Source organism: Stieleria magnilauensis (genome assembly GCA_007753675.1).
GTDB lineage: Bacteria > Planctomycetota > Planctomycetia > Pirellulales > Pirellulaceae > Stieleria > Stieleria magnilauensis.
In genome coordinates, this window is sequence record CP036432.1 from 9351971 (window position 1) to 9376303 (window position 24333).

The 24333-nt window shown below is 60.9% G+C and carries 15 protein-coding genes; 12 read left to right on the forward strand and 3 right to left on the reverse strand.

Annotated features, from left to right (window positions below; translation table 11 throughout):
• The first annotated feature begins 64 nt into the window (after positions 1–64).
• Together TBK1r_RS33665 and TBK1r_RS33670 are read left to right on the forward strand one after the other, a co-directional pair.
• A complete protein-coding gene (locus TBK1r_RS33665) occupies positions 65–1285 on the forward strand; it encodes a sulfotransferase family protein (protein ID WP_419580654.1) in 1221 nt (406 codons plus the stop codon).
• 4 nt (positions 1286–1289) lie between these two features.
• Complete coding sequence (locus tag TBK1r_RS33670) at positions 1290–2669, forward strand: 3-keto-disaccharide hydrolase (protein WP_145220046.1); 1380 nt, start codon at positions 1290–1292, stop codon at positions 2667–2669.
• A 233-nt stretch (positions 2670–2902) separates the two neighbouring features.
• Here the strand turns inward: TBK1r_RS33670 and ispH are convergent, their stop codons facing one another.
• On the reverse strand, positions 2903–3841 hold the full coding sequence (gene ispH / locus TBK1r_RS33675; RefSeq protein WP_145220048.1) for a 4-hydroxy-3-methylbut-2-enyl diphosphate reductase: 939 nt from the start codon (positions 3839–3841) through the stop codon (positions 2903–2905).
• A gap of 14 nt (positions 3842–3855) precedes the next feature.
• On the opposite strand from ispH, the gene hpnC reads away from it, so the two are divergent.
• The 4 genes from hpnC (at position 3856) to TBK1r_RS33695 (ending at position 9736) form a co-directional block, all read left to right on the forward strand.
• Positions 3856–4764: a squalene synthase HpnC gene (gene hpnC, locus TBK1r_RS33680; RefSeq protein ID WP_145220051.1), complete on the forward strand. Its 909-nt coding sequence runs from the start codon at positions 3856–3858 to the stop codon at positions 4762–4764.
• Between the two features lie 2 nt (positions 4765–4766).
• Positions 4767–5747, forward strand: coding sequence for a phytoene/squalene synthase family protein (locus TBK1r_RS33685; RefSeq protein WP_145220053.1), 981 nt, complete (start codon positions 4767–4769; stop codon positions 5745–5747).
• Positions 5744–7198 carry a hydroxysqualene dehydroxylase HpnE gene (gene hpnE / locus TBK1r_RS33690; RefSeq protein ID WP_419580655.1) on the forward strand — a complete coding sequence of 485 codons (1455 nt, stop codon included), beginning with the start codon at positions 5744–5746 and terminating at the stop codon, positions 7196–7198. The genes TBK1r_RS33685 and hpnE overlap by 4 nt, the downstream gene beginning before the upstream one ends.
• A 63-nt stretch (positions 7199–7261) precedes the next feature.
• Entirely contained in the window at positions 7262–9736 is a 2475-nt protein-coding gene (locus TBK1r_RS33695; RefSeq protein ID WP_145220055.1) for an FAD-dependent oxidoreductase, read from the forward strand.
• A 126-nt stretch (positions 9737–9862) separates the two neighbouring features.
• On the opposite strand, the gene TBK1r_RS33700 is transcribed toward TBK1r_RS33695, so the two are convergent.
• Positions 9863–10426 carry a peroxiredoxin gene (locus TBK1r_RS33700; protein WP_145220057.1) on the reverse strand — a complete coding sequence of 188 codons (564 nt, stop codon included), beginning with the start codon at positions 10424–10426 and terminating at the stop codon, positions 9863–9865.
• A gap of 197 nt (positions 10427–10623) precedes the next feature.
• On the opposite strand from TBK1r_RS33700, the gene TBK1r_RS33705 reads away from it, so the two are divergent.
• From TBK1r_RS33705 to TBK1r_RS33720, 4 genes are all read left to right on the forward strand, one after another.
• Positions 10624–12048, forward strand: coding sequence for a hypothetical protein (locus tag TBK1r_RS33705; protein WP_419580656.1), 1425 nt, complete (start codon positions 10624–10626; stop codon positions 12046–12048).
• Between the two features lie 122 nt (positions 12049–12170).
• Positions 12171–15110, forward strand: a complete 2940-nt coding sequence (locus TBK1r_RS33710; protein ID WP_145220059.1) for a PVC-type heme-binding CxxCH protein — start codon at positions 12171–12173, stop codon at positions 15108–15110.
• Between the two features lie 94 nt (positions 15111–15204).
• Entirely contained in the window at positions 15205–16122 is a 918-nt protein-coding gene (locus tag TBK1r_RS33715) for a metallophosphoesterase family protein (protein ID WP_419580657.1), read from the forward strand.
• Positions 16123–16277: 155 nt separating this feature from the next.
• Positions 16278–17246: a Gfo/Idh/MocA family protein gene (locus TBK1r_RS33720; RefSeq protein WP_145220063.1), complete on the forward strand. Its 969-nt coding sequence runs from the start codon at positions 16278–16280 to the stop codon at positions 17244–17246.
• A gap of 452 nt (positions 17247–17698) precedes the next feature.
• Here the strand turns inward: TBK1r_RS33720 and metH are convergent, their stop codons facing one another.
• Positions 17699–21400, reverse strand: a complete 3702-nt coding sequence (metH, locus tag TBK1r_RS33725; protein ID WP_145223275.1) for a methionine synthase — start codon at positions 21398–21400, stop codon at positions 17699–17701.
• A gap of 295 nt (positions 21401–21695) precedes the next feature.
• On the opposite strand from metH, the gene TBK1r_RS33730 reads away from it, so the two are divergent.
• Together TBK1r_RS33730 and TBK1r_RS33735 are read left to right on the forward strand one after the other, a co-directional pair.
• On the forward strand, positions 21696–22868 hold the full coding sequence (locus TBK1r_RS33730; RefSeq protein ID WP_145220065.1) for a RodZ family helix-turn-helix domain-containing protein: 1173 nt from the start codon (positions 21696–21698) through the stop codon (positions 22866–22868).
• A gap of 102 nt (positions 22869–22970) precedes the next feature.
• A complete protein-coding gene (locus TBK1r_RS33735; protein ID WP_145220067.1) occupies positions 22971–24311 on the forward strand; it encodes a P-loop NTPase in 1341 nt (446 codons plus the stop codon).
• The last annotated feature ends 22 nt before the right edge of the window (positions 24312–24333 follow it).

The window sequence follows — 24333 nt, forward strand, 5'->3', positions numbered from 1 at the left end:
CCGCACAATTGTTCTGAAAAACCCGCCTCTGGCTCTCTCTCTTTTAACCCCGCAGCGACCTTCGTTGACTGATTCTGAGCACCGCCGGATGGCCGCCCCCGATGACAAAGCTGCGGGAAAACCGGCGGCCGAGTTTCACCGTTACCCTTGGTACGCCCCGCGATTTTGGCACGGGATGCGACCGCTGACCTGGTGGGGCCTGCTGCGTCAGGGACGGTTCAGAATCCACCCGAGCCGGCTGCCGAATTTGCTGGGCGTTTCGCTGGCGACGCCGTGGAACACGGTCTTGGCGGGAATCCAGCAACTGGTTTTCCGCAATCGGCTGGCAGCGGCCGAATTGCACGGGCCCCCCGTCTTTATCATCGGACATTGGCGCAGCGGCACCACACTGCTGCACGAGCTGCTGGTGCTCGATGAACGTTACAGCAGCCCGACGACCTTTCAGTGTTTTGCGCCCCATCACTTTCTGGTCACCGAGTGGATTTTCCAAAAGTTTTTCGGGTGGCTGATACCGGGAAAACGCCCCATGGACAACATGGCGGCCGGTTGGGAACGACCCCAAGAAGACGAATTCGCGTTGATGAACCTGGGGCTGCCGTCTCCCTATCGCCACATCGCGTTTCCCTGTGAAGCCCCCGTGGACATGAACTACCTGGACTTTCAGGACGTCTCCCCGTCGGCGCTTCGCCAATGGCTGGACGCACTGAGACGTTTCTTGCTGGGGGTCAGCACCGTGACCGGACGCCCCCTGGTGATCAAAAGCCCCACCCATACCGGCCGCATCGCCGCGTTGGCCAGAGAATTTCCCGATGCGAGATTCATCCACGTCACCCGCGACCCCCGCGCCCTATTCCCCTCGACCTGCCGGCTGTGGGCCGGACTGGCCGAAGCCCAGGGCATGCAAGTGGCGCGACGCCCCGACGCAGCCGCATCAACCAACTCGTCCGACGACGGCGACGACCAGCCACTGTCGGCCGACAAACAATACGTGGTCGATTGCCTGCGGCGAATGTACGACGCCTTCCTCCGCGATCGCCCGACCATCGACTCCAACCGAATCATTGACATCCGCTACGAAGACCTGGTTGATGACCCGGTCACCGTCCTGGAAACAATCTATCGCTCCTTGCGATTGAGCGATTTTGATTCGGTCCGCCCCGTGATCGAATCCTGGGCCGCCAGCGAACACCGCTCCTACCAAACCAACCGGCATCAATTGTCTCCCCAAGACGAAGCGACCATTCGCTCCGCCTGGAAACATTACTTTGAAACCTATGGCTACTAATCGCATGAACCCGCGCCTGAACGACTCGCGTCGCCTTCATCCACAACGCCTCGGCGGACGGCGAACACCCCATGCCAATTACGTTGGCATTGGGCGAACACCGCCAGCCTTCGCCTGCTGCGCGATACTTGTCCTGACGACAGCGCTGATCGGTTGTGCCCGAAAGGATCCCCAAACACCCACCGCGGAGCAGACAACCGCCCAGCAGTCGCCCGCCCAGGCGGAACCGGCGACCGAGCCGATTGCACCGCAAACCTACTCGGCCAGCGCCGATGAATTGCTGGCCGCACGACTGACCGACGAAGAAACCGCGGCAGGCTGGGTCCGTCTGTTCGACGGTCACACGCTGTTCGGATGGGAAATCACCGGCAACGCGAACTTTCGCATCGAAGACGGCGCGATCGTGGTCGACCAGGGTGAGAAATGCTTGCTGTGCACGTCGACCACCTGGGGCGACTTTGAATTGACATTCGATTTCAAAGCGGATGAAGAAACCAACAGTGGTGTGTTCGTTCGCACGCCGCTGAAGCCGGAAAACGTGACCTCGGATTGCTACGAAATCAACATCGCCCCCGACGACAACCCGTTCCCGACCGGCAGCATTGTCCAGCGACAGAAAGTCGACGGCGAAGCGGCGGGCCCGCAAACCCCGGCGGAGTGGCGAACGATGTCCGTCATCGCCGACGGCAAGGATGTCACCGTGTCCCTGGATGGCAACGCCGCCTGTCGTTACACCGATCCGGTTGACCTGGCCGCACGCCGCATCGGGCTGCAACACAATTCCGGACGCGTCGCATTCAAGAACATCAAAATCCGCCCGCTGGGCATGCAGCCGATGCTCGATGCGGACTTGTCCCAGTGGAAGAAATACCCGGAGATGGAAGGGACATTCACGATCAATGATGACGGCGACCTGCACGTGCTCGGCGGCAAGACTCAATTGGAAACCCGACAAAGCTACGGCGACTTCTTCATGCTCGCGGAGTACAAAATCGATGACCCCGAAATGAATTCCGGGATCTTCTTTCGCTGCATCCCCGGCGATGAAATGATGGGCTATGAATGCCAGATCAACAACGGATTCAAAGACGGCAACCGATTGACGCCCTTGGATTGCGGCACCGGCGGCATCTTTCGTCGCCAAGACGCCCGCGTGATCGCCGGAGAAAACGGGGAGTGGTCGACGGTGCTGCTGCATGCCAGCGGCAACAGAATCGCCGCCTGGGTCGGCGGGGTGCAAGTCAGCGACTGGGAAGACACCCGCGAAGAACACGAGAACCCGCGCAAAGGAAAACGGACGTCACCGGGAACCATCATGATCCAAGGACACGACCCGAAGACCGACGTGCTGTTCCGCAACCTGCAAATCGCGGAACTCAGGTAGGGGACGGGCGCCTGCGACGCGGGAGAGAAGAGGTGGCAGAATGATATCGGGCAGAATGATGAAGAGATCGGCCGGAAGGGGCAAGATGATGGGGGCAAAACAATAATTCAGCCAGTTCCCATTCCCCACCCCATCATTCTGCCACCCCATCATTCTGCCACCCCATCATTCTGCCTTCCCATCGTTTTGCCCCCATCGTTTTGCCCCCATCGTTTTGCCACCCCATCCCGACGTCACTTCGCAGCCGAGATCGCCCGCAACGGTTTCGGCAACGGAAACTCCACCGATTCTTCCCGCACGGTCGCCGTTTCCACGCTGGCGTCGAATTCTTGCCGGAGCCAATCAATGGTCTCTTGCACCACCGATTCGGGCGCACTGGCCCCGGCGGTGATCAGCACCGTGTCGGCGTCACGGAAATCATCCCGTTTCAAATCGCCCGGCCCATCGACGAGGAACGCGCGCTTTCCGCGGTCGGCAGCCAACTCCCGTAAGCGGGCGCTGTTGCTGCTGTTTTGGCTACCGAGCACGACGACGACGTCGGCATCTTCAGACAGTATTTTGACGGCATCTTGTCGATTCTGGGTGGCGTAACAGATGTCGCCTTTGGGCGGACTTTGGATCATCGGAAACCGCTCGCGCAGCTTGGTGATGATTCGGTTGGCGTCATCGACGCTGAGCGTGGTTTGCGTCAACAGGGCGATCTTTGATTCGTCGGCGACCTCCAACGTCTGCACGTCCTGTTCATCTTCGACCAACACGATCGCTTCGGGCGCCTCGCCCATCGTCCCGATCACTTCATCGTGCCCTTGGTGCCCGATCAAGACGATCGTGTAGCCCAGCTTGGCGTACTTGATCGCTTCCAAGTGAACCTTGGTGACCAGCGGACAGGTGGCGTCCAGTGCGGTCAGGTTGCGAGCGGCGGCGGCGGCACGGATTTCCGGCGACACGCCGTGTGCGGAAAACATCAGCACGCTTCCCTCGGGCACCTCCTCGACCGAATCGACAAACACCGCCCCTTTTTGCTTGAACGTGTCGACCACGAACTGATTGTGTACGATCTCGTGGTACACGTAGACCGGAGCGCCAAAATGTTGGAGCGTCAAATCCAACGAGTCGACAGCCATGTTGACCCCCGCACAAAATCCCCGGGGGGCGGCCAGCACAATTTTCATTGAATCAATCCTGAATGTCGTCCGGAACCACGCCGCCGATCGAGTTAAAAAAAAGCCAGCGGTATTGCCGTCAGCTCGCCACGTCCCACTACGAAAACTTCCTCGTCGCTTCTATTTTACTGCCGCGGCGAATGCGACAACCGTTTTACAACATTTACGCGTTTTGTCGTACCGCCGACGACGTCGCGGACGAATCGGCCGACGACCGCACCGCCCTGGCTGGCCTGGACCGCTTGCAACACCAGATCGACCGGTTGTTTGCCGGCCAGCCTCCAGCGGACAGCCAGGCCCCGACAGACAGCCAGGCCCCGACAGAGGGACTCTTCCCCGCCTTGGCTGACACCGTCGCGACCTATCGCCTGGACAAACGCCCCTTTGATGATCTGTTGTCGGCGTTTCGGCAAGACCAACAGATCAAACAATACGAATCGACGCCCCAACTGATCGATTATTGTTCGCGTTCGGCCAATCCGGTCGGACGTCTAGTGCTGCAATTGGCCGATTCGCTCGACCCGACAACGGCTGCCCTGTCGGACGAAATCTGCACCGGACTACAGCTGGCCAATTTTTGGCAAGACATTTCGCGGGATCACGCGATCGGCCGGATTTACATGCCCGCCGACGTCCGCGAGCGGTTTGGCGTCAGCGTGTCGATGCTCGCCGAACCGTCCACGCCCCCAGCCCTGCGTGAATTGCTCGCTTTTCTGTGCGACCAAGCCGAGAATTATTTCCATCGCGGATTGCCTCTGGTCGATCATGTCCCCGCTTGGCTGCGCGGCGACATCAAACTGTTCGCCCACGGCGGTCTGGCGACGCTCGACGCGATTCGAGCCATCGACTTCGATGTCCTGCGTGTCCGGCCCAAAGTTGGGAAAATCAAACAAGGACTGCTCGTCGGGCGTGCATTGTTCGGCAAACTGTAATCATGCGATCCGCTTCCATCACGACCGACAGCTACCGACGGGTGCGACGCATTTCGCGCCGCAGCGGCAGCAACTTTTATCGCTCGTTTTGGCTGCTGCCACGCGAAAAACGCAACGCCATGTGCGCGCTCTACGCCTTCGCCCGGATCACCGATGACATCGGCGATTGCGACGAACCGGCGGCGCTGCGAACCCGCTGGCTGGATTGGTGGCGACAAACCACGGCACTGAACCTGATCAGCGACACCCCGGTGGACCATGTGCCGCTGTCTCCGGGATTGGCCGACGACACCTCGGACTGGCCGATCGATCTGTTTCGCCATGCTAAAGAAATCATGCCGGCGCTGCGCGACACGACGCGACGGTTTCAAATCCCCACTCGCTACCTGTTGGAAATCGTCGACGGCGTCCTAGCCGACCAACAGAAAACGCGTTTCGACACCTACGAACAACTGGAACATTATTGTTACCTGGTCGCATCGGCCGTCGGGTTGGCGTGTCTGCACATCTGGGAATTCGACGCCCCGTTGCCCATGCGTGCGGCCGTCGACTGTGGACTGGCGTTTCAACTGACCAACATCCTGCGCGACATTTCCGAAGACGCCCAGCGGGGACGGATTTATTTGCCCCGCCAGCACTTTGCCCAACACGGATTGTGCGAAGATGATCTGCTGGAACCGCGTCCGGACGACCGCTTGGTTTGTCTGATCGAAGACGAAATCCGTCGCGCCAAAACACTTTATGTCAGCGGCTGGCAGGTCTGGGATTCACTCGGCCCCGACGGCCGCCCGATGTTTTCGATGATGTGGCGGACCTACCGTCGATTGCTCGATCGCATCGCGGAAAACCCACGCGCGGTCGCGACGCGGCGGGTCGAACTGAGCACTGCGACGAAACTCGGCCTCGTTTCGCAGCACTTCCTCAAACCGATTTTTCATCGTCTGCCCGTGCCACCGATCGAAGTCACCGAGGCCGGCGCGTGACCGGGCAGCGTGTCGTGATCGTCGGCGGCGGGTTGGCCGGGATGGCCGCCGCCGAAACACTCTCGCGGGTTCATCCCGACGATCAAGTCACGCTGCTGGAATCCAAACGGATCCCCGGCGGTCGCGCCGGATCCTACGTCGATCCCGAAACGGAAACGGCAGTCGATTACTGCCAGCATGCCGCGATGGGTTGCTGTACCAACTTGATCGAGATGCTGGATCGATGTGGTTTGCAACAACACTTCCGACGCTACCGCTCGCTGACGTTCTTGCACCCCGATCATCCGCCGAGTCGATTCGCACCGAACCGTTGGCTGCCGCCGCCGTTGCACTTGTTGGGGACCATTGGTGCGCAGCGTTACCTCGCCGCCCGGCAGAAACGCGAGATTCTTTGCGGGCTGTGGAAACTGATGCGGACGCCGCCGCGAGCGTTGGGGGACTGCCGCGCCCGGCAGTGGCTGGCCCAGGCGGGTCAAAGCGACGACAGCGTGCGGGAGTTCTGGGACGTGATCCTGGTCAGCGCCTTGGGAGAAACGACCGGACACGTCTCGATGGCTGCCGCCCGCAAGGTGCTGATCGACGGATTCGCGATCGCCCGCGGTGCCAGCGATGTGCTGGTTCCCACTCTGCCGCTGGCCGAGCTGTTTGGGCGTCAGCTCTCGGCAGTGTTGACCGGGCGAGGCGTGGAGATTCGGACCGGGCACACCGTGGAACAAATCACCCCCGAAGCACGTGTGATCACCGCATCAGGCGACCTGGATGCAGACGCCGTGATCTGCGCCGTGCCTTGGCACCGGATCGACAAACTGTTCGACCGATGGCCTGACGCGGATCGAAGTCGGTTGCCGGACGTGGACGCGATTTCGCAAATCCCGTCGTCTCCCATCACGGGGCTGCATCTCTGGTTTGATTCGCCCATCACGGCATTGGATCATGCAGTGATGGTGGGCACGACCGCACAGTGGCTGTTCCGTGACCCGTTTGATTCGCATCACCCGCCGGCCGCGACATCCACCGATGAGCCGTCGCAATATTACTATCAGGTGGTGATCAGCGCGTCCAAGGAATCGATTTCGGGGTCCAAACAGGAACTGATCGACACCGTTTTGGCCGAACTTCGACACGCCTTTCCGGCCGCCAGAAACGCAAGCCTGTTGCGTCACCGCCTGGTCACCGACCCAAACAGCGTGTTTTCGTTGCGTCCGGATGTCGATGCGATCCGTCCGGCTGCGACCACGCAACTGCCCTGGCTCGCTCTAGCGGGGGATTGGACGCAAACGGGTTGGCCGGCCACGATGGAAGGCGCCGTGATCAGCGGTCGCTTGGCGGCACAGGCGGTCGCGCAGCAGCCTGGGCGCGATTCCCATCCGGACGTGGTCCCGCCAAATCGCTACCTTTGCCCTGGCCTGCCCCCCGGACGCCTCGCCCGCTGGATGATCCGCCACGACTGAAGGTTTGCCACTGTCATACGATGTGACGCAGGATCGTCTTTTCTCCGACCGAGACCGGAACTCTTGGACACCGCACTTCCCAAACACATTGCCGAGCGTCTTCGTTGGATGGCGTCGCCCGAGGAGCGGGCGTACGAGCCAGGGCAGTTTGTGCTGTACTGGATGCACAACGCGCTGCGTGCTCACGAGAACCCGGCGCTCGATGCCGCGATTTGCCTGGCCCGCCAAAACGGACTGCCACTGCTGGTCTACCATGGGCTCAGCGAAGAGTACCCGTACGCTTCGGACCGACTGCACGCGTTCATGTTGCAGGGCCATCGCGATGTGCAACGTGAACTGGCCGACCGCGGCATCGTGGCCGCGTTTCATTTGCAGCGTCAAGGACAACGCGGACCGTACCTGCGGAACCTGACGCGTGTGGCCGCCTGCCTGATCACCGAAGAGATGCCGGTACAACCGCTCGTCGGCTGGATGGATCGATTGGTCGCCACCTGCAAGACACCGGTGGCTACCGTCGACTGCTCCTGTGTCGCCCCGGTCACCTTGCTCGACCAGGCATTCACCTCCGCCGCTGACTTTCGCCGCCACGCTCAACCTCTCTACGACGAACGGTTAACCAAGGTCTATCCCGAACAACAGGTCGACGTCCCGATGTGTGACGTCGAACGGCTCACGTCGTCACTCGGCCTGCATCCGATCTCGTTGCAAGACGTGGATCTGGCGTCCTTGATCGGCCAGTGCCGGATCGATCATTCGATCGCGCCGGTCGCGGACACCCCCGGTGGAACCCGCGCCGGATATGCGCGTTGGAACGCGTTCAAAACACACGGACTGGAAACGTATCGCCAGGCGCGCCACGACCCGCTGCGACCCGAAGGCGCCAGCCGAATGAGCGCTTACCTGCATTACGGCATGGTCAGCCCGTTCCGGATCGCGCGGGAAGCGGCACAGCAAAACGCGAAAACGTTTCTCGACGAGTTGCTGACCTGGCGTGAGATGTCGTTTCACTATTGCTTTCACCATCGCGAGATCATTGACAGTTTGGACGCGGTGCCGGATTGGGCCAAGCAGTCGCTGTGCCGCCACGAAGGGGATCCGCGTGAAGCCAATTGCAGTTGGGAAACCCTGGCGCGGGCAAAGACGGGACGCCCACTTTGGGACGCCGCCCAGCGCAGTCTGCTCAAACATGGCGAATTACACAACAACCTCCGGATGACGTGGGGAAAAGCGTTCCTCCCTTGGCTGGACACTCCCTCCCGCGCCCTTCAATTGACGTTGGATCTGAATCACCGCTACTCACTCGACGGTCGCAACCCGGCCTCCTACGGCGGCGTGCTTTGGTGTTACGGCCAGTTCGATCGCCCGTTCACGCCCGAGCAACCGGTGATCGGCAAACTCCGTCCGCGCTGCCTGGAGGCACACGCCAGTCAAATCGATCTGCAACGTTTCCGCCGGCATGTCGACCGCCCCATCGCCGCGACGCTTCCCCGTGTCGCGGTCATCGGTGCCGGCATCGGCGGACTGACGGCCGCACGGACGCTGGCCGATCACGGAATCGATGTCACGGTGTTCGACAAATCACACAGCGTCGGCGGACGGACCGCCACCCGCCGCGCCACGCACCCAGACGTCAAGGGCGAGCTGCTGTTCGATCACGGCGCCCAGTACTTCACGGCCCGCGACGCACGGTTCTGTCGACTGGTCAACAGCTGGATTCACGACGGGGTGGTCGAACCCTGGATGGGTCGAATCGTGCACCTGGATGCCCAAGGCGAGATCCTCGGCGAAAAAAATGACACGCCCCGCTACCTGGGCATCCCCGGCATGAACGCCGTCGCCAAACATTTGTCCGAAGGATTGACGCTGCGGTTGGGGAAAACGATTTCGCGTTTGACCGAGGCAGCCGGGCAATGGCAGATCGAAACGACCGACGGGGAAAAACACGGACCGTTCGACGTGGTGTTGTGCAACTGCCCGCCGACTCAAACGCTCGCGTTGATCGACGGCCGTACCGAGTTGGCCGAGACGGTGCGCTCGGTCAACATGCGTCCGTGCTGGGCCGCGATGATTGCCGACCCGTCGCTGTCGGATGTCCCGTATGACGGTGCGTTTGTCGACAACAGCCCGATCGCATGGATCGCAAGGAACGACAAGAAACCCGGCCGGACTTCACCCGCTTCGTGGGTCATCCATGCGTCGGCGGAATGGTCGAACGCGCATGTCGATGACGATCCTGCTCGTGTCCTGCAAACCTTGCAACAGGCCTTCGAGTCGCTGCTGGGTGAAACGGTCACGCAGCCGCTTTACGCGACCGCACACCGTTGGCGTTACGCCGTGCCCGAGAAACCGCTCGATCAGGAATGCCTATTCGACGCCACCACCGGAATCGGCGTCTGTGGTGATTGGTGCGGCGGCAGCCGAGTCGAAGCGGCCTATTTGAGCGGTATCGCCCTGGCCGGCTCGCTGCTACGCCGCTACACGATCGATCGACCGGCCTACCGCCCTGTACCCGCGAAACAAGTCTCGCTGTTTGCGTAGGTCACGCTGTGCGTGACATCCCGAGTAGGTCACGCTGTGCGTAACATCCCAAGTAGGTCACGCTGTGCGTGACAGAAGGCATGCACAGCATGCCCTACCAAAGACGAGCGGCATGCACCGCATGACTCACTTCAACGACTTGATCACTTCCTCGATCTTCTCTGGATCTTGCTTGGCGTTGACCGCGGAATCTTTGTAAGCGATCTTGCCGTCGAGCCCGATCACATAGGTCCATCGCTTTGCCGTGGCGGTTCGCAGCAACTCGGTTTCGGTGCCATCGATGATCTTCGTCACCGTTTTTTCACCCAGGGTGACGGGGACGCCGAACGCTTTGGCGACCTTCCCATCGGTGTCGGCCAACAGCGTAAAATTCAACTGGTGGGCTTTCTTGAAGACGCGATGATTCTTGGCCGAGTCACCGCTGACCCCGACCACTTCCACACCGTCGGCGGTAAACGAATCCATCTTGTCGCGATAGCCACAGGCCTGGGCCGTGCATCCCCCCGTCATGTCGGCCGGATAGAAATAAACGACCAGGATTTTTTTGCCGACGTGGTCGGACGACTTCCAGGTCTCATCGCGATCATCGGTCGCCTCAAAGGACGGCGCCTCGTCACCGACATCAATCGCCATCGCTTCGGCGGCGACGAACGACAACAACATGCAAACGGAAATTTTGAAGAAACGCATCACTGGGAACTCTTTCTCGGGTGGGTGGGACGATCGGGCAGGAACTGAGATTGTAATTGATCCGGGTGTGCCAGCGTCGTCTTTTGCTCCCCAAAAGTTGCCAGACGGATGGATCGCATCGAGCGTGTTTCCGGCGGCGTGACCGGCTATCATGGGAAACCCCACCTCCCACCCAATTCCCGCCGAGACGATTCTCTATGTCGCACAAGATTCATCGCCCCCACCTCAACGCTGTCGTGTTTCTCGCCTTGCTCGTGCTGAGTTGGCTTCCAGACTTTGCTGCCCGCGGACATGCCGCCGAAAGCGATGCGGTCAAGATCGCGACCTTCGATTTGGACGTCACCCCGCCGGTCGGTTCGATGATGGCTTACGACCCGGTTCGCCGCAGCGACGAGCTGGGATTGCGATGTCGCGGTCTGGTGATTCTGGGCGCCGACCAGCCGATCGTGTTGTGTGCGGTCGATTGGATCGGAATCGCCAACGGCGCCCACGACACGTTCCGCGACGTCCTGGCGGCGGCCGCCGAAACGACTCGTGACCGCGTCGCCGTGCATTGCCTGCATCAACACGACGCACCACGCTGCGACTTCACCGCCGAGCAGATCCTCCACCACGCCGGCGCGACGGATCTGGGCCCGTACGAAAGCTCTTTCCAACGCGGCGTGCTGCACCAGCTTGGTCAAACCGTCACCGCCGCCCTGCCCCACGCCCAGCCGATCACACACGCCGGATTCGGCACGGCCGTCGTCGAGAACGTTGCGTCGAACCGACGGTTGCTCGGTCCCGACGGAAAGGTCAAAGCGACGCGGTACACCACCTGCCGCGACCCTGACTTGCGAGCCGAACCGGAAGGAACGATCGACCCCGAACTGAATTGCCTGGTGTTCTACGACGGCGACAAGGCGCTTGCTTCGATGACCTACTATGCCTGTCATCCGCAAAGCTATTACCGCACCGGCGTCCCCAGTCCCGATTTCCCTGGTATCGCACGAATCATCCGCGGGCAAGACGTCCCCGAAACGATGCACATCCATTTCAATGGGGCCGGCGGAAACATCGGCGCGGGGAAATACAACGACGGCGACAAGGCGAATCGTTTGATCCTGGCCGCCCGTGTCGCCGACGCGATGAAACGCGCGTTCGAGTCTGCCGAGCGTTTCCCGGTCCGCCCCGAATCGATTGCCTGGTCGGTCGCCCCGGTCGCATTGCCGCCGGCACCCCATTTGGACCGAGAGCAGTTGCTAGCGGCATTGCAGAACCCATCGTCATCCGACACCCAAAACGTGCCCGCCGACCTGGCTTGGCTCGGACGCTGTCAATCCGGTCACAAGATCGACCTGGCGTGCCTGGCCGTCGGCGATGTTCGCGTGCTGCACATGCCCGGAGAGCTGTTCGTCGAATACCAACTGGCCGCGAAGAAGATGCGCGACGACTTGCACGTCGCCATGGCCGTCTATGGTGATTATGGTCCAGGCTACATCGGCACCGAGATCGCCTACGGACAAGGCGGCTACGAAACCAGCCCGCGGGCGTCGCGCGTCGACAAAAGTTGCGAACGCATTCTGATGGACAACATCACGCAGTTGCTCGGCGTGGAAGACTCAGCAACGAGTGGTCAATGACTGGCGACTGCGTAGCTGCCGTCGCCAGACGGCGGAACGTCCACGCTCTGGCGAGCGTAGCTACTCTCGACATCAGCTCCCCCTCCCCCTTCCCTCCCCCTCCCGCCTTATTCCGACGCATCATGATTCGTCTGTCCTACCGTTTGTTCCTCCCCTGCCTGGCCGCCCTGCTCTTTTTTACCCCCACCCCTGCCGCCGACTTCGCCGATCAATTGCCGCGGATCGCACCGACCGAACCCGGCGACACCCTCGATGATTTCCGGGTCGCCGACGGTTACCACATTCAACTCGTCGCCGCCGAGCCCTTGGTCAACAGCCCCGTGGCGATCGAATGGGATGCCGACGGCGCACTGTTTGTTTGTGAGATGCGTGGCTACAGCGAAGACCGTGATGACAAGCTCTCACGCATCACGCGGCTGATCGATACCGATGACGACGGCGTCTTCGATCGCCACACCGTTTACGCCGACAACTTGCTCTGGCCGACGGCTCTGTTCCCCTACGACGAAGGCCTGTTCGTGGCCGACGCGCCGGACATTTTTTACCTGAAGGATCACGACGGTGATGGCGTCGCCGATTCAAAGAAAGTCGTCTTCACCGGATTCTCGATCGGAAACGTCCAAGGCCTATTGAACTCCTTTCATTGGGGTTTAGACAACCGCATCCATCTGGCCTGCGGCACCGTCGGCGGCAAAGTTCGACGAGCCGACGAAGACGAATCTGCGGCCGTGGAAGTCCGCGGACACGACATGGCGTTTGATCCGGAAACCTACGCGTTCACATTGACCAGCGGCGGCGCCCAGCACGGAATGTGTTTTGATGACTGGGGACGCAAATTTGTTTCCTCCAACAGCGATCACCTGCAACAAGTGATGTACGAAGATCGCTACATCAAACGGAACCCGTTGCTGGTCGCCCCGTCGGCTCGTCAATCGATCGCCGCCGATGGACCGCAAGCCGAAGTGTTTCGGATCAGCCCGGTCGAACCGTGGCGTGTCGTTCGAACACGGCTGCGCGTCGCGGGACTCGTTCGCGGCCCGATCGAAGGCGGCGGCCGCGCGGCAGGCTACTTCACCGGCGCGACCGGCGTGACCATCTATCGCGGCGACGCCTGGCCCCAAGACGATCACTCGCTGGCAATCGTTGGTGATGTCGGCAGCAACCTGATCCATCGCAAACGTTTGACGCCCACGGGTGTGCAGTTGGTCGGAGAACGAATCGATCCGAAATCGGAATTCGTGGCTTCTAAAGACAACTGGTTTCGGCCTGCCCAATTCGCTTGCGGCCCCGATGGCGCACTCTCGGTCGTGGACGTTTACCGCGAAGTCATCGAACACCCCAAAAGTCTTCCGCCGGAGATCAAGCAACATGTGGACCTGACATCAGGTCGCAATCGGGGCCGGATCTATCGCGTCGTGCCCGACGGGTACCACCATCGGCCGACTCCCAAATTGGACACGTTCGATACCGAGTCGTTGGCAAAGTTGCTACAGCACCCCAACGCGTGGCACCGCGAGACGGCGGCCCGATTGATCTACCAACGCCAGGACAAAACGATCAGCGAGACGCTGCGTCGTCAAGTCGGACAAAGCGCGTCCGCCCAGGGACGCTTGCATTCGCTTTACGCGCTCGACGGCCTCGGTTTGCTCACGCCCCAGGACGTGATCGACCGCTTTGACGATCCTCATCCCCAAGTCGTCCGCCATGCGATTCGATTGGCCGAACAGTTTGCGTCGGACCAAGACATCGTCGGCCATCTGAAACCGCTGGTTCGCCATCCATCGATCGACGTCCGCTATCAACTGGCGTTTTCACTCGGTGAGTTTTCGTTCGAGGCCAAGTCGGATTGGCTCGCCGAGCTGGCACTGCAAAATCCCACCGACCGCTGGATCCAGACCGCCGTGTCGAGTTCCACGAGCGGTCACCCGGATCGATTGTTTGCCGCGTTGTTGAAATCCGACTCCGTCGAACCGCTTGCCCCGTTCCTGCTGCGCCTGTCCAGCCAAATCGACCGTCGTGACGAGAACGACCAGCGGCGTCGGTCGCTTTCTGCGTTGGTCAGCGCAGCGCATCATCCCGGCTTGTTACCCGCAATCGGGCGTTTGAATCGGGCCGATCGTCGGGATTCAATCGGCGAGGAACTGTATGCTCGCGCCGAGTCGCTCGCCGCCGGCCTGATCTCGATGGCGTTGGCCCAGGTTGCCGAGACGAAGCGTTCTGATGCCGAACGCATTCGGGCGATCGGCTGGTTGGCCGACGCACCGATCGATCAAATCTTCCCCACGCTGGTGAAGGTCTTGCGCGATAGTGAATCGTCGGAGTTACAGCTGGCCGTCATCGGTGCGTTGGACCGCAGCGAGTCGCCCGAGTTGGTTGAGATTCTGTTGGAGCCCTGGCCGACGTGGAGCCCACGGCTTCGCAGTGCCGCCGGCGACGTCCTGTTTGCGACCGCCAAGCGATCGGCCGCCGTGCTGGATGCCATCGACGCAGGAACGATCGACGCGGCGGACATTTCGTTGGCGCGTTGGAATGCACTCGCCTCCAGCCGCGATCCGGAACTGCGAAAACGGGCCGAAGGCTACCTGGCAACGATAAAGGGTCCGTCACGGGAGGCGGTCATCCAGCAGTACCAGGAAACGTTTCAGTTGACCGGTGATGCCCAGCGCGGTGCCGAGGTATTTAAGAAGCAATGTGCCGGCTGTCATCAGTCGGGCAATGTCGGGCACGCAATCGGTCCCAGTTTGGCCGCAGCAGCCACACGCGGCGGAGAATCGATTTTGACCAACGTGTTGGACCCCAACCGTGAAGTCAATCCGCAATACGTCAACTACGTCGTGTTGACCACCGACGGCCGGACGGTTGCCGGCATGATCGCATCGGAAAACGCCAACAGCATCACCCTGCGTCGCGCGGAAAATGTGTCCGACACCATTTTGCGGCAGGACATCGAGTTGCTCCGAAACACCAATCAATCGATCATGCCCGAAGGCTTCGAAAAAGCGATCCCGCCCCAAGCGATGGCCGATTTGATCGAGTACCTGCAGGCGAGTCTACGCAACTAACCCCAGCGGGACGCATCAGCGACCGGCGCGTGACCCATCGTTTACAATCATGACCCACACCAGCACCGTGAATCACCCGAATCAACACCCATCCATGAACCACCGAATCAACCGCCGCCAATTCCAGGCGATCGCTGCGTCGTCCACCCTCGCCTTTTCCACCGCCGCGAACGCCCAGCCGGCTCCGCAACCTGCACCGCAAATGGCGTTTCTGTCAGACACGCACGTTGACGCGGACACCAACACGGTCGCGCGGGGCATCCGGATGGCGGAGCATTTGGAACAGGTCGTCGGTCAAGTCGTCGACGCTCTCCCCTCCGGATCGCACGTCATTGTCAACGGCGACTGCGCGTATCTGAAAGGGCTGCCGGGTGACTACGCCACCTTTGCGAAACTCGTCGCGCCGCTGAACAACGCCGGCCTCCAGCTGCACGTCACGATGGGCAACCATGATGACCGCGGCCCGCTCTATCAAGCCCTCAGCGATCAGCAATCCAACGACGTTGCGGTCGAGGACAAGCATGTCGATGTGATCCGACTCGGCCAGACCGACGTCGTGCTGTTGGACTCGCTCTGGAAAGTCAATCAAGTCACCGGAGAGATCGGCGCGGCGCAGCTCCAGTGGCTGAAGGAATTCCTGGCCGCCGACACGCAGCGCCCGGTCGTCGTCGTCAGCCACCACAACCTGCAGTTCTCACCACCCGCTGGCGGAAAAGCCTATTCGGGCGTGAAAGACACGGTGGCGTTTACAACATTGTTGCAGCAGCACCCTCGAGTGAAAGCCTACTTCTACGGGCACACGCATCGCTGGGAGAATCGAGTGCTTGACGGCGACGCCGCGCAACTTCATTTGGTCAACCTTCCCGCCGTCGCTTACGTTTTCGATGTAAAACAGCCAAGCGGCTGGGTGCAGGGGACTTTTTCTGATTCTGAGCTGCGGCTGAGAATCAACACACTTGACAGGTCCCATCCAAACAGCGATGAAGAGCTTCGAGTTTCGCTGAAAGTCTAGACGCGTCGGCACGCAGGACGTCGCGTTTGGGCTGGGATCGGCTTCCAGACCGCCATCCCAGGATCGGTGAAGCTGGATGTCTTCTCTACTTTTCGTCCGATCTTTTCTCTGCGGCATTCGCTGCCAATGACTTCCTCGGAAACGCAAAACGCATCATGACGATACGCTGGGGATTGCTGGGGTGCGGCGATATCGCCAGCAAACGGGTTGCCGACGCGATTATCGCCGATGAACGCTCCGAATTGGCGGCCGCCTGCCGGCGGACCGAACACCTACTGGAGGATTTTGGAAAACGATTCGACATCCCCACGTTGACGACGTCGGCGAAGCAACTGTTTGCCCGCGAAGACCTGGACGCCATCTACATCGCCACTCCGGTCTACCGGCATTGCGCTCAAACGATCGCCGCCGCCCAAGCCGGCAAACACGTGCTGGTCGAAAAACCGATGGCCTATTCGCCAGCGGAATGCCAGCGGATGATCACCGCCTGTTCCACGGCCAAAGTCACCTTGGGCGTGGCGTACTACCGGCGTTTTTATCCCGTCGTCTTGCGGTTGGCCGAATTGATCGCCGACGGGACCCTGGGGCGTCCGCTTTCGATCCTGGCGACGACGGGCAATCCGACACGATTCCCCACCGAAGACTGGCGGGTCGTGAAAGCCCTCGGTGGCGGCGGCCCGCTGATGGACATCGGCAGCCACCGATTGGACTTGTTCCTGCAACTCTTCGGCAGACCGCGACACGTCCAAGCATCCTGCGCCCCATCGCCGGAACATGACACCGAAGACATGGCGTCGCTGCTGATCGAATTCGAAAACCGGTGCCATGGCGTGCTGCAATGCTACTTCGGCACCGTCGACACACCGGACCGTTTGGAAGTGGTCGGCACCGACGGTCGAGCGACCACCGAAGACCTCAACGGCGGCGACTTGACGATCATCACCGCGGAAGGACGCCGTACCGAGTCGCATCCGCCGCACGCCAATTTGCACGCCCCACTGATCAGCGACTTCACCGACGCCCTTCTCTCCGGCCGCCCCCCGACGGTGACCGGCGAACTCGGCATGGCGACCAACGACATCATGGCCACCGCCTACCGCGAAACGTCGGGTAACCACCGGTGAAGTCCCTGGAGGCAGGTTGCGCCTGAAGGCTGGACACCAACGTGCGCTGGTGTGCAGGCTTTAGCCGCTCATTTCGCTGCTCCGCAGCGACCGGGTTGCGCCTCAAGGCTGGACACCAACCTGCGCTGGTGTGCAGGCTTTAGCCGCTCATTTCGCTGCTCCGCAGCGACCGGGTTGCGCCTCAAGGCTGGACACCAACCTGCGCTAGTGTCCAGGCTTTAGCCGCCCATTTCGCTGCTCCGCAGCGACCGGGTTGCGCCTCAAGGCTGAACACCAACCTGCGCTGGTGTGCAGGCTTTAGCCGCCCATTTCGCTGCTCCGCAGCGACCGGGATGCGTCTGAAGGCTGGACACCAACCTGCGCTGGTGTCCAGGCTTTAGCCGCTCATTTCGCTGCTCCGCAGCGACCAGGTTGCGCCTCAAGGCTGGACACCAACGTGTGCGGTCCCAACCCTACTCCGGTTCGTACGCCAGGTTGGGCGTCAGCCACTTTTCGATCTCCGCGACCGGCTTGCCCTTGCGGTGCGAGTAGTCTTCGATCTGGTCTTTGGTGACTCGGTCGACGGCGAAGTAACGGGCATCGGGGTGGGCAAAGTACAATCCGCTGACCGCGGCGCCCGGCGTCATCGCGTACGAACTGGTCAGCTCGACCGTCGTGTTGGCTTCGGCGTCGAGCAGATCGAACAACGTTCGTTTCTCGGTGTGGTCGGGACAGGCCGGGTAGCCGGCGGCGGGACGGATGCCGCGATACGCTTCGTCGATCAACTGTTCGGTGGACAACGTTTCTTCGGCACCATACGACCAATCGCGGCGGGCTTGCTGGTGAAGCATCTCGGCGAGCGCCTCGGCACAACGATCGGCGACCGCTTGGACCATGATGGCGTTGTAATCGTCATGCTTGGCTTTGTAACTCGCCGCGAGTTCGGCGGCGCCGATTCCCGCCGTGACGACAAACCCGCCGATGTAATCCTGGCGGCCGCTGTCGACCGGGGCGACGTAGTCGGCCAAGCTGCGGAAGTCCTTTTGCCCCTTGCGTTCCCACTGTTGTCTCAAGAAGTGAAAACGCGTCAGCTCGGTCTGACGCGACTCGTCGGTGTACAAGATCACGTCGTCACCGTCGCTGGCCGCGGGCCAGAAACCGTACACCGCACGAGCCTTCACGCTGCCGTCGGCGATGATTTGATCCAAGATCTTGTTCGCGTCGTCATAGATCTTTTTGGCCTCTTCGCCGACGACCGCGTCGTCAAAGATCTTGGGATACTTGCCTTTCAATTCCCAGGTCATGAAGAACGGTGACCAGTCGATGTACTCGCGGATCTCCGCGATCGAGATGTCTTGCAAGACGCGGGTTCCGGTAAACGACGGTTGGTCGATGCGAACGTTTTCCCAATCGGTTGCGAATCGTTTTTCGAGCGCTTCGGCATACGGCACCAGCTTTTGTTTCCGCTCTTTAAAACTCGCCACCAACTTGACTTGATCTTCCGCGTTTTTGGCGATGAAAGCGTCTCGATGCTCCTCGCTGAGCAAACGCTCGACGACGCCGACGCTGCGGCTGGCATCGACCACATGCACGACGGGCGATTCGTAGACCGGTGCAATTTTGACGGCCGTGTGTTTGGCGCTGGTGGTCGCCCCGCCGATCAACAACGGCACGCTCATCCCGCGACGTTTCATCTCGCGGGCGACACTGATCATCTCGTCCAAGCTGGGCGTGATCAGCCCGGACAGCCCGATGATGTCGGCGTTGTGCTTGACCGCTTCGTCCAGGATGGCGTCGGCGCTGACCATCACGCCCAGATCGATGACCTCAAAGTTGTTGCACTGCAACACCACGCCGACAATATTCTTGCCGATGTCGTGGACGTCACCCTTGACCGTCGCGATCAAAAACTTGCCCCGCGCCGAAGCATTCTCCAGACCCGCGGCGAGTTTTTCTTCCTCCATGAACGGTTCCAAGTAGGCGACCGCCTTCTTCATCACGCGGGCCGATTTGACGACTTGGGGCAAGAACATCTTCCCTTCGCCGAACAGGTCGCCGACGACTTGCATGCCGTCCATCAAGGGACCTTCGATGACTTGCAAACAGCGGTCAAAACTCTGACGAGCTTCTTCGGCGTCTTGTTCGATGAATTTATCGATGCCTTTGATCAAGGCATGCTTCATCCGCTCGGCGACGGGTGCGTCACGCCACGCCAAGTCCTCGCCGGCCTTTTTCATGCCGGTCCCCTTGAACGTCTCGGCCAGCTCCAGCAATCGATCGGTCGCATCACTGCGGCGATTGAGCAGCACGTCCTCGACGTGCTCGAGCAGATCCTTGGGGATCTCTTCATAGACTTCCAGCTGGCCGGCATTGACGATGCCCATGTCCAATCCGGCTTCGATCGCGTGATACAAGAACGCGCTGTGCATCGCCTCGCGGACGCGGTCGTTGCCGCGGAAGGAAAAGCTGATGTTGCTGACACCGCCGCTGGTTTTCGCCCCCGGGCATTCCTGTTTGATCCGGCGAATCGCGTTGATAAAGTCGACCGCGTAGTTGTCGTGTTCGGCGATCCCGGTGGCGACGGTCAGAATGTTGGGGTCAAAGATGATGTCTTCGGGCGGAAAGTGGACGCGATCGACCAAGATCTGGTAGGCGCGTTTACAAATCCGCACCTTCTCGTCCTCGGTCGCCGCTTGGCCTTTTTCGTCGAACGCCATCACGACCGCCGCGGCACCGTATTGCCGCACCAGTTTGGCACGCTCGATGAATTTTTCTTCGCCGTCCTTGAGCGAGATCGAATTGACGATCGCCTTGCCTTGGACGTTTTGCAGCCCCGCTTCGATGACTTCCCACTTGCTGCTATCGATCATCACGGGCACCGACGCGGTCACATCATCGCCGGAGATCAACCTCAAAAAACGGACCATCGCCTCGGCACCGTCCAACAGCGCGTCGTCGAAGTTGATGTCGATGATGGTCGCGCCGTTTTCAACTTGCTCACGCGCGACTTCGACTGCGGTGTCGTAGTCTTCGTCGCGGATCAGTCGAGCGAACTTGCGGCTGCCCGTGACATTGGTTCGTTCACCGACCATCGTGAAGGGCACTTCGGGCCGCATCACCATCGGCAACAAACCGGACAAACGGGTGTAGACCGGCCCGGGAGTTTCCTGCTTCGGTTTCAGCCCCGCAACACGCTCGGCCATCGCACGGATGTGGTCCGGCGTGGTGCCACAGCAGCCGCCCAAAATATTGATCCACCCGTTGTCGGCAAATTCGCCGACGATGTCCGCCATCGCCTTGGGACCGAGATCGAACTGGCCCATTTCGTTGGGCAACCCGGCATTGGGGTGGCAACTGATCGGGATTCCCGCGACGTGGGACAGGGCTTCGATGTGGGGACGCATCACATCCGGCCCCAGGGCACAGTTCATACCGACCGACAGCAGTGGAAAATGCTCCAGCGCCGTGAAGAACGCTTCGACCGACTGACCGCTGACGAACGTTCGGCCGCCCTTGTCAAACGTGCCGCTGACCATCACGGGGACGCGGCGCCCACCGGCATTGAAATAATCTTGGATCGCGAACAGACAGGATTTCAAGTTCAACGTGTCGATCGCCGTCTCCGGCAACAGAATGTCGACACCGGCATTGACCAGCGATTCGACCTGGGCGCGGTAACTGGCCCGCATCGCTTCAAACGTCGTGGGGCGAAAGGCCGGATCGTCGACCTTGGTGCTGATCGCCAGCTGCATCGTCGTCGGACCGATCGAACCGGCGACGAAACGAGGCTTGTCGGGTGTTCGCTCAGTCCACTCGTCGGCCGCTTTTCGTGCACAGGCGACCGCGGCACGGTTGATTTCATCCACCAGCTCCAGCGGCAGATCAAACTCCACCATGCCCACCGGCGAGGCACCGAAGGAATTAGTTTCGACGATGTCCGACCCGGCCTCGTAATAGGCCCGGTGGATGTCCGTGATCTTTTCGGGGTGCGTCAGGCACAGAATGTCCGAAAAATTCTTCAGATCCTTGTGGTGATCGGCGAACCGATCCCCTCGGACGCCCGCTTCATCCAGCCCCAATCGCTGGATCATGGTCCCCATTGCCCCATCGAGCAGCAGAATGCGGTCGCGAACGAGTTCGGACAGGAGATCGGCGGTCGAATTGGCTTGCAGCATCATTAAAATCACTATCGAGTGTGGGCTCTTGAAGCCCGTATTCTCGTGCTCCGGCGGAAATTCACAAGGCGAACCACGAAAGTCGGCGAGAAGACGACATTCAGCCTTGCCGTAACCGCTCAAGTTTCGCTATTCCGCAAAAGCCTGAAGACAGACACAGAGAAACACCGATGAAGCCTTACCAGGGCCGGTCGGTGGTCCCCAGGTGAAACGGTTCCACGGATGGGCCGATTTCGGGGGTTTTCTGACTTTCTTGTGCCGAACAGGCGTGGAAACTCGCTGCGGAAAATCACTGATGGATCAGGAACGAGACACGACCAATAACGCCAAACGTTCGCGACCGGGACGCTTTCGGGCCGAGAAATCGCCGAAAGTTGCTCGTCCGAGCAACGCGCCGCAAACGCCAGCCCCTTCCTACAGGGGGGAATTCCAGGAAATCCCCGACCCGACGGCTGAACGGGTCGCTTCGGCGGCTGATCTCCTGCCCACGCTGTTTGAACTGCCCGATCGTACGCCCGAAGGCTTGCTGCGAAAACGCGACGCCGCACGATTCTCCATCCACGACGCCCACAGCGGGCCTCCGGCCAGCCATGTCGATCCGCCTTCGGGAAACCACAGCCACCTCAGCCACTCCGGACCGATCTCGCCGGTCAGCTCCGATTCCGCGATGCCCGGTGGCATCGGCCAGCATTCCGATTCGGATCCTTCGCCGCTCGAACCATCACGCGACGGCAGCGAATCGCCGGATGAATCGCGCGTCGCAGCCTACCGCGACGAATCGATGAACTGGGCCACCGCCAAAGCGTCCTGGGCGACGCGATCGGCCATCGTGATGCTGGTGTTGCTGATGGTCACCCTGGCGTTCTTCTCCGGACGCGGATTCAACAAGACCGGTACGACCGAAGATCCGTCTCGTTTGACCGATGCCGACGCCGAAGACCTGGGTGAAACCATCGTGGTGATCACCGAAGACATTCAGCTGATGGATGACTCGGCCGCCGCAGAACCGCCGCAGACCGATTCGGACAATGTCTCGTCAACGCTGATCGCACAGGAATCCCACGCCGCCGACGTTTCCACCGAACCCGTCGACGCCCCAACCAGCTCGATCGCTGACGCACCCACACCGGCGAGCATGCTTGGCGAGCCCTCGGCGGTCCTGCCTGGGGAATTCGACCTGGCCGACCAAGACATCCCGCCCGCCCCCTCGGCAAACGAAGTCCCCAACATTCCGCCGAGCTTTGATTCCAATCAGTCGGTCGTCGCGTTTCGTAGCGGCGAATCGCCAAATGTTCCACCGACCGCCGCAACCGATGTCGATTCCGATCCACTGCCTGCCGGAAACCTGCCCGCCGGAATGGAAGACCGCCTGCGGCTGGAAGATGGCCTGCGGTACAGCGACACGCCGTATGCGATCGGCAACTTTTTGGAAATCTTGAAAGCCTGGGAAGACTCCGAACAGCAGTAGGCCCCAACGCTTCGTCGCCCGACGCGGCCGAAACGCCAGTCTGACCGTGCAGCACTTGCAGTCGCGACCTGTCTGTCCTCCTGATTGAAAACGAACCAAACCATGAAGACCAACCAGACGTTTATCGGCGCCTACACACGCAACCGTCGTCGCGCAGGCCTGCATCCCAACGACGCCCCCACCGGCAATGAATCCGCCGGCAATGACCTCGCCGGCAGTGACCTCGCCGATGCAATCGCTGCACCGGTTGCCAAGGTGGTCGCCGAAGCGTCTGTCCGTCAGGTCGTCGAGCCGCCGCACGCGTCCCCGCCGTCTTCGCATCTGCCACCGGCACCGGTGGAGGATCACGAAGCACTCGAAAAACTGCTCAGCCAATCGATCACGGTGTCCGACACCTTCGTCGCCGCCAGTGAAGTCTGGATCGATCAGCCCGAAGGACAGGTCATGCGGATTGATCGTCCGCAGACTGCGCACCCAATGCCGAACCCGATCGAACCCGCCCCGACCGTCGAGTCGGCAGAGCCGGTCGTTCAAGCAGAGCCGCTCGTTCAAGCAGAGCCGACAGTGCAAGCCGAACCAGCTGCCTGCGCCGATTCCATTGAGCCCACCGCCTCGACAGCAGTTGCCCCCATCCCGGATACAGCCGACGTTCGAGACGGAAACGTGATCACTCACGAACTCGACGCGTTGGTCGAGGCGGTCGAGCAACAAGCCGAAGAGGAGTTTTCCTATGACGCGAAAGCTGACGCACATGCTCCGCCCCTGACGAACACGATCGCCGACGATTCAACGGCCGCCCGCTGGGCCGGTGCGACATGGGAGGTCGACGCGTTTGACCTGCCCTCCACCGTCGCGGAACTGTTTTTTGACGAAGCGTTCTTTCGATCGATCGCCGAACACCTCGGCCAATCGGTGCGTGAAGGCCTTCGCAGCGTGCTGGTGACCAGTCTGAGCTCGGGCGAAGGGCGTTCGACCGTTGCGATCGGCACCGCCATTGCCGCAGCCGCCACCGGCGTGCGAGTGGCCTTGATCGACATCGATCTGGACACGCCCAGCCAATCGGAACTGTTGCGTCTCGAAGTCGAAACCGATTGGGTTGCCGCGATCCGCCAGGGTGAGCGCATCGAAGATGCCGCGATCGCGTCAATCGAAGACGGCGTGACGCTGCTGCCGCTGGTACTATCCGGTCACCGCGGCGTGCCGATCACTCCCACGGAAATCGACCTGCTGCTCGAACAACTCGACGGTTGTTTCGATCTGCTGTTGTTCGACGGCCCCGTTGCCGGTGCCTGGGCGACACCTCAAATCGCCGCCGCGGTCGACTCCAGCCTGATCGTCCGTGACGCCCGCCGAACCAGCCCATCGGAAGTCGCATTGGCCGCCGCTCAGCTCCGTCGCCAAGGCGTCAAGGGCATTGGCGTGGTTGATAATTTCTGCGGGTAAGGTGATGGAGAGTCCGATGGCA

Excerpts from the sequence above, each read along its gene's own strand:
- TBK1r_RS33670 (WP_145220046.1), top strand. The coding sequence starts at position 1,290 with ATGAACCCGCGCCTGAACGACTCGCGTCGCCTTCATCCACAACGCCTC.
- ispH (WP_145220048.1), bottom strand. The coding sequence starts at position 3,841 with ATGAAAATTGTGCTGGCCGCCCCCCGGGGATTTTGTGCGGGGGTCAAC.
- hpnC (WP_145220051.1), top strand. The coding sequence starts at position 3,856 with ATGTCGTCCGGAACCACGCCGCCGATCGAGTTAAAAAAAAGCCAGCGG.
- TBK1r_RS33685 (WP_145220053.1), top strand. The coding sequence starts at position 4,767 with ATGCGATCCGCTTCCATCACGACCGACAGCTACCGACGGGTGCGACGC.
- TBK1r_RS33700 (WP_145220057.1), bottom strand. The coding sequence starts at position 10,426 with ATGCGTTTCTTCAAAATTTCCGTTTGCATGTTGTTGTCGTTCGTCGCC.
- TBK1r_RS33705 (WP_419580656.1), top strand. The coding sequence starts at position 10,624 with ATGTCGCACAAGATTCATCGCCCCCACCTCAACGCTGTCGTGTTTCTC.
- TBK1r_RS33710 (WP_145220059.1), top strand. The coding sequence starts at position 12,171 with ATGATTCGTCTGTCCTACCGTTTGTTCCTCCCCTGCCTGGCCGCCCTG.
- TBK1r_RS33715 (WP_419580657.1), top strand. The coding sequence starts at position 15,205 with ATGAACCACCGAATCAACCGCCGCCAATTCCAGGCGATCGCTGCGTCG.
- TBK1r_RS33720 (WP_145220063.1), top strand. The coding sequence starts at position 16,278 with ATGACGATACGCTGGGGATTGCTGGGGTGCGGCGATATCGCCAGCAAA.
- metH (WP_145223275.1), bottom strand. The coding sequence starts at position 21,400 with ATGCTGCAAGCCAATTCGACCGCCGATCTCCTGTCCGAACTCGTTCGC.
- TBK1r_RS33730 (WP_145220065.1), top strand. The coding sequence starts at position 21,696 with ATGGATCAGGAACGAGACACGACCAATAACGCCAAACGTTCGCGACCG.
- TBK1r_RS33735 (WP_145220067.1), top strand. The coding sequence starts at position 22,971 with ATGAAGACCAACCAGACGTTTATCGGCGCCTACACACGCAACCGTCGT.